This is a genomic window from Thermoanaerobacter sp. CM-CNRG TB177 (assembly GCF_018588165.1).
Classification (GTDB): Bacteria; Bacillota; Thermoanaerobacteria; order Thermoanaerobacterales; family Thermoanaerobacteraceae; genus Thermoanaerobacter; species Thermoanaerobacter thermocopriae.
On sequence record NZ_JAFCAC010000027.1, the window covers coordinates 6,145 to 12,453 of the forward strand.

Sequence of the window (6,309 nt, forward strand, 5' to 3'; positions counted from 1 at the left end):
GTATGGCGACATAGCCAAGTGGTAAGGCAGAGGTCTGCAAAACCTTTATTCCCCGGTTCGAATCCGGGTGTCGCCTCCATAAAAATATGAAACTTTAGTGAATAAGGTTATGAAAAAGCCCTGGAAGGGGCTTATATTTTTTAATTTTTAAAATCTAATTGTTTATAGTCTTTTGGGTAGGAGGGAAATTATGGAGAAAATTATCGACATAGAAAATATAGAACAAATTATAAAGGAAAATGATATGGTATTTCTTTATTTTCCTACACAAGATTGCGGAATATGTACTTCATTGCTTCCTAAACTTGAAGGAATGCTAGTAAACTATCCAAAAATAAAAAGTTTTCACATTCCTATTGACGAGATTCCGCTGGCTTCTGGTAAGTTTTCTGTTTTTACTGTTCCTACTGTAATAGTTTATGTGGATGGAAAAGAGGCAATAAGAGAGGCTCGTTTTATAAGTATGGACACATTGGAAGAAAAAATTTCAAAATATTACTCTCTTTTCTTTGAAGAAACTGCATAAAATTTTATGTAAAATTTTTTCATTTTTAATTTAAATTTAATTTGCTAAAGTAGTAGTTTTTTTGCCAAAATTTTTATATAATATTATGGGGTTGTTAAATGTTTTTTTGTGGTGGAAGCATTGTGAAGGGGAGAAACATTCTTATTGTCGATGATAACAAACTTACAAGGAAAATTTTGAAAGATATTTTAGAAAATGCTGGGTATGGGGTGCTAGAGGCTAAAGATGGAGAAGAGGCTTTACAAATATACAGGAATAAACTACCTGATATGGTAATATTAGATATAGTTATGCCAGGCATGAATGGCTTTGACCTTTTAAGAATTTTGAGGAAAGAAGAAGAAAATTTGATGCTTCCTATAATACTTTTGACTTCACAGGACAATTTTGAAGAAAAAATTAAAGGGTTGGAATTGGGTGCAGATGATTATTTAGTGAAACCTTTTAATGACAAAGAACTTCTGTTTAAAGTCAATAATTTGTTTCAGCGGATAGAACACAACAGAATGGCCAACCCTCTTACTGGTCTTAGAGGAAATATTGACATTAAAGAAGAAATAAAAAGGCGAATTAAAGAAAACAAGCCTTATGCCATTTTGTATATTGATTTGGACAATTTTAAGTCTTATAATGATTACTATGGTTTTCTAAGAGGAGATAATGTAATAAAACTTACAGCCAAAATTTTATCAGATGCTGTAAATCTGATTGGAAATGAAAGAGATTTTTTGGGACACATAGGTGGAGATGATTTTGTGATAATTACTACTCCTGATAAAGCTGAAGAGATGTGTAAGTATATAATTTCTCGCTTTGATGAGGAAATAAAGTATTTATATGACGATGAAGATAGAAAACGGGGTTACATAGAGACAATTGGTAGGACTGGCGAAAAGATGATGTTTCCACTGGTGTCAATTTCTATTGCTATTGTCACAAATGAATTTAGAGATTTTAAAAATGATTTGGAAATAAGTGCAGTAGCTGCTGAATTGAAAAAGAAATTAAAGACAATGGATGGAAGTTGTTATTTAAAAGATAGAAGAAAAGGTTAAAGAAAAGGTTAAGGGCATACAACAGTATGCCCTATCTTTGTATAAAAGAGGTGAAAAAATGTTTAATCCTTTTGTTCCCCATGGCAATTTTAAATGGATTGTAATTGATGGAAGAGAGAGGGAAATTGGAGATAGCTTGTTTAAGTTAGGAATAAAAGTTGTATATACAGAAAAATGTGTAGATTTATACGATGCTATTTCTTTCCATCCTGATATACTTTTGCATCCGTTGGGAGATGGAGAAGTCATTGTAGCTCCCAATGTGACACCAGAGTTTATATGCAAATTGAAATTGATAGGTTTAAAAGTAAAAATAGGACAAACTTTTTTGAAACGTAACTATCCTTATGATATCGCATATAATGTAGCAAGATTGGGAAACACAGCTTTTCACAATTTGAAGTACACAGATCCTATTTTAAGAGAGTCCTTAGAAAGAAAAGGTGTCAAGTTTTTAAATGTAAAGCAAGGTTATACAAAATGTAATATGGCAATCATAGATGATAATAGCTTTATAACTTCAGACAAAGGAATATTTGAGGTGGCAGTTAGCAATGGTTTTGAAGCGCTTTTGATAGAACCCGGAGGCGTTTTTTTAAAGGGGTTTGAATATGGATTTATTGGCGGTGCAATGGGGCTTATAGGAGAGAAAAAATTAGCGGTGACTGGTGTATTTAAATCTCACAAAAATTATGAAAAAATTATTGAATTTTTAAATAAAAAAGGAATTGAAATTGTTTATCTTACTTTTAAACAAATAAAAGACATTGGTTCCATCATTCCACTGATTTAAAACAGATAAAAATGATAAAAAGAGACATATACTATTAACGAAGGGAGTGAGAAAATTGCAACTATTTTCCATAGGTGTTTCAAAGGATTTAAAACTAGATGGAGAAAATTTAAAACATGGCTTAAAAAATTTAGCTGAAAATGGTATAAAAGTTGCGATAAATTCTAATGTATGTGGCTCAGTTACCTATTATAGCTTAAAAGTGGAGGATAAACAAGGCTTTAGCAATGTTGCGAGAATAAGAAATTATATAGCGGAAGCTATTTCAGATATAATTGTTAACCAAATTGACAAACGGATAATAAAAAAATTAATCAATAAATATTACCATTATTTTTCAGAAGATGAAAAGGAGGAAATAGAAAAAATCGCTTACAATATTTTGGAAGATGATGTGAATAAAGAGACATTTAAATTAGCAAAAAAAGAGCAAATTTTTGTATTGGTAAGAGATTTTTTAAAAGAGAGTGATTATATAGACTTAGAAGGGTTTGTGAACTTTAGACTGAGGGATTTTATTGGTGAACTTAGCGAAGTAACAGACAAAGCTGTTGATGAATTTTTAATGAAAAAAGAGTACAACGAGTTTATAGGTTTACTTAAATACTTCGTCGAATTACAGGATTCAAAAGTTGAAATATTGAATATCATTGTCGATAAAAATGGCAAATTTAAACTTTATGATGAAAATAACAAACCAATATCTAATGATTTTATTAATGAAATAGTTACTGAATTAAAAGATGGTGTTATAAGTGATGAAGATGCTTTGATGAGCACGCTTATAACCATTGCTCCTAAAAAAATATTTTTTCATTCTATTAACAATATGAGAGATAATGAAATTCTAGAGACGGTTAAAAAAGTTTTTAATGACAAAGTAGAAATTTGTTATGGCTGTGAATTGTGTTCAAAGATTAAATGTGAAAAATAGCCCAGCTTTTAAAGCTGGGTTTTAAAATTCGTCAAAATCTGATATTATTATATTTGTGATTTTTTAAAATTTAGAGGTGGTGGAATGCAATTTTTAATAAGGATGCTATTTTTAGCTTTTGTAGGAGCGGCTATTGGATGGCTTACGAATTTTGTCGCCGTTAAAATGCTATTTAAGCCTTTGAAACCCGTAAAAATTTTTGGTATTACATTACAAGGACTTATCCCTAAAAGAAAATATGAAATTGCTAAATCAATAGGTGAAATTGTGGAAAGAGAATTGTTATCTTTTAATGATTTATGGGACAGGCTTTTAACAGAAGAAAATCGCAAGTTTCTATTATCGAATTTGGACTTAAAAGTTAAAGAAGTTACAGAAAATAAGCTTCCTTCTTTTCTTCCCAAGGCTATAAAAGAGATGATATCAAACTACATTGGTGATATTATAAATAGAGAAGTAGAAGTATTTTTAAATTCTCCTTCTAATGAAGTGGTAGAGATTATTTCAACAAAACTTAAAATATCAGAAATTGTAGAGGAAAAAATAAAAAGCTTCAAATTAGAAAAATTGGAGGATGTGGTGATAAAAATTGCTCACAGTGAACTTTATATGATAGAGATTATGGGGGGAGTTTTAGGGTTTCTAATAGGAGTATTGCAAGCAATTGTGATACAATTTTTATAAGTTATTATTGACAAATGTCCGAGAGGAAGATATAATGATTAAAAAATTAAATATTAAAGCAATGAGGGGGAAAGTAGATATTTAAAGAACATCACAGAGATTGAATGACATAGGCTGAGATCATTCAAATGTTCTGAATATCGAAGACCACCCCGGAGCTGCGGATGATGAGTCCGAACGGTTATTCCGATATAATACCAGAGTATAAAAAAGAGTGGAACCGCAGATAACCTCTGCCTCTTTACGGGGTAAGAGGTTTTTTATTTAAGAGAAAAATTTTACAAAGGAGGTAATTGAATGATTATAATATTAAAGGATGGCACACAAAGAGAATTTGAAAAGGGTATGACAGTTTATGAAATAGCTAAAAGTATAAGTGAAAGATTAGCAAAAGAAGCCGTCGGTGGAAAGTTTAATGGCAAAGTAGTGGAACTTAATACAAAAATTGAAGAGGACGGAAAATTAGAAATTTTGACTTTTGATGATGAAGAAGGAAAAAAAATTTATTGGCACACTTCTTCCCATATTTTAGCACAAGCTGTAAAAAGGCTTTTTAAAGATGTGAAATTGGCAATTGGTCCGGCTATAGACAATGGCTTTTACTATGACTTCGACACAGATAGGCCTTTTACTACAGAAGACTTTGAAGCTATAGAGCAGGAAATGAATAAAATTATAAAAGAAGATTATAAGTTGGAAAGATTTGTCCTTCCAAAGGATGAAGCAATAAAATTAATGGAGGAAAAAGGTGAACCTTATAAAGTGGAGCTAATTGAAGAAATACCAGAAGGGGAGGAAATTTCTTTTTACAAGCAAGGAGAATTTACTGACCTTTGCGCAGGACCTCACCTTATGTCAACAGGTATGGTAAAGACTGTTAAATTGTTGTCAGTTGCTGGAGCCTACTGGAAAGGCGACGAAAAAAATAAAATGCTTCAAAGAATATATGGAATAAGCTTTCCTAAAAAAAGCATGTTAGATCAATATTTACATATGTTAGAGGAAGCTAAAAAGAGAGACCATAGAAAATTAGGGAAAGAGTTAGATTTGTTTAGTATCCACCCTGAAGGACCAGGTTTTCCTTTTTTCCATCCTAAGGGAATGATTATAAGAAACATTTTAGAAGATTTTTGGCGAAAAGAACATATAAAGCATGGTTATCAGGAAATAAAAACTCCTATAATTTTGAATGAAGAATTATGGCGTAGGTCAGGACACTGGGACCACTATAAAGAGAATATGTATTTCACTGAAATAGACGGAGAGACTTATGCAATAAAGCCTATGAATTGCCCTGGAGCAATGCTTGTTTACAAGTCTACAATGCACAGTTACAGGGATTTGCCTTTGAGACTTTGTGAATTGGGTTTAGTGCATAGACATGAACTCTCAGGAGTTTTGCATGGGCTTATGAGAGTAAGAAGTTTTACTCAGGATGATGCTCACTTGTTTATGACTCCTGAGCAGGTTGAAGATGAAATTTTAGGGGTTATAAATTTAGTGGATTATTTCTATAAAATTTTTGGCTTTGAGTATTTTGTTGAATTGTCTACACGTCCTGAAAATTCTATGGGGTCTGATGAAGACTGGGAATTGGCTACAAATGCTTTGATTTCTGCTTTAAATCGCGTGAATTTACCATATAAAGTTAATGAGGGGGATGGTGCATTTTACGGGCCCAAAATAGATTTTCATTTAAAAGACAGCATAGGTCGTACATGGCAATGTGGAACTATCCAATTAGATTTCCAGATGCCTGAAAGGTTTGAACTGGAGTATATAGGCCCAGATGGAGAAAAACACAGACCTATAATGTTGCACAGGGTAATTTACGGAAGTATAGAAAGATTTATTGGAATTCTTACTGAACATTTTGCAGGGGCTTTCCCAACTTGGCTGGCGCCAGTACAAGTTAGAGTTTTGCCTATATCTGATAAACACTATGCTTATGCCCAAAATGTATACGGGCGTCTGTTGGAAAATGACATAAGAGCTGAATTAGACGACAGAAATGAAAAAATAGGATACAAAATACGAGAGGCACAACTTCAAAAGATTCCTTATATGCTGATTGTAGGGGATAAAGAAGTAGAACAAGGGACAGTATCTTTAAGGTCAAGAAAAGAAGGGGATCTAGGCGATATTTCCTTAAATGAGTTTATAGAAAAAATTCTTAAAGAAATCGCCACAAAAGCTTTATAAAATCAAAATGCTCCTTTAAAGGGGCATTCATAGTGTAAAATTATCGTAGGATTTTTTGAGTAAAAAAAAACAAGAGACAACCCCTGTGATAAAATAGATTATGGAAAACAAAACA

General features: G+C 32.0%; 6 protein-coding genes, 1 tRNA gene and 1 other annotated feature. All 7 genes read left to right on the forward strand.

Annotated features, from left to right (window positions below):
* Positions 1-4: 4 nt before the first annotated feature.
* The 7 genes from I4N53_RS01655 (at position 5) to thrS (ending at position 6,194) form a co-directional block, all read left to right on the forward strand.
* Positions 5-79, forward strand: a tRNA-Cys gene (locus tag I4N53_RS01655).
* A 111-nt stretch (positions 80-190) separates the two neighbouring features.
* A complete protein-coding gene (locus I4N53_RS01660; RefSeq protein WP_214495435.1) occupies positions 191-526 on the forward strand; it encodes a thioredoxin family protein in 336 nt (111 codons plus the stop codon).
* Between the two features lie 98 nt (positions 527-624).
* Complete coding sequence (locus tag I4N53_RS01665) at positions 625-1,581, forward strand: response regulator (RefSeq protein ID WP_012269162.1); 957 nt, start codon at positions 625-627, stop codon at positions 1,579-1,581.
* Positions 1,582-1,639: 58 nt separating this feature from the next.
* Positions 1,640-2,374: a DUF6873 family GME fold protein gene (locus I4N53_RS01670; protein WP_214495436.1), complete on the forward strand. Its 735-nt coding sequence runs from the start codon at positions 1,640-1,642 to the stop codon at positions 2,372-2,374.
* Positions 2,375-2,429: 55 nt separating this feature from the next.
* On the forward strand, positions 2,430-3,308 hold the full coding sequence (gene ytxC / locus I4N53_RS01675; protein ID WP_214495437.1) for a putative sporulation protein YtxC: 879 nt from the start codon (positions 2,430-2,432) through the stop codon (positions 3,306-3,308).
* Positions 3,309-3,392: 84 nt separating this feature from the next.
* Positions 3,393-3,992, forward strand: coding sequence for a DUF445 domain-containing protein (locus tag I4N53_RS01680; RefSeq protein ID WP_003867234.1), 600 nt, complete (start codon positions 3,393-3,395; stop codon positions 3,990-3,992).
* A 52-nt stretch (positions 3,993-4,044) separates the two neighbouring features.
* Positions 4,045-4,236, forward strand: a binding site (T-box leader).
* A gap of 53 nt (positions 4,237-4,289) precedes the next feature.
* Positions 4,290-6,194, forward strand: a complete 1,905-nt coding sequence (gene thrS / locus I4N53_RS01685) for a threonine--tRNA ligase (protein ID WP_214495438.1) — start codon at positions 4,290-4,292, stop codon at positions 6,192-6,194.
* Positions 6,195-6,309: the final 115 nt, after the last annotated feature.

Excerpts from the sequence above, each read along its gene's own strand:
- thrS (WP_214495438.1), top strand. The coding sequence starts at position 4,290 with ATGATTATAATATTAAAGGATGGCACACAAAGAGAATTTGAAAAGGGT.
- I4N53_RS01680 (WP_003867234.1), top strand. The coding sequence starts at position 3,393 with ATGCAATTTTTAATAAGGATGCTATTTTTAGCTTTTGTAGGAGCGGCT.
- I4N53_RS01660 (WP_214495435.1), top strand. The coding sequence starts at position 191 with ATGGAGAAAATTATCGACATAGAAAATATAGAACAAATTATAAAGGAA.
- I4N53_RS01670 (WP_214495436.1), top strand. The coding sequence starts at position 1,640 with ATGTTTAATCCTTTTGTTCCCCATGGCAATTTTAAATGGATTGTAATT.
- I4N53_RS01665 (WP_012269162.1), top strand. The coding sequence starts at position 625 with ATGTTTTTTTGTGGTGGAAGCATTGTGAAGGGGAGAAACATTCTTATT.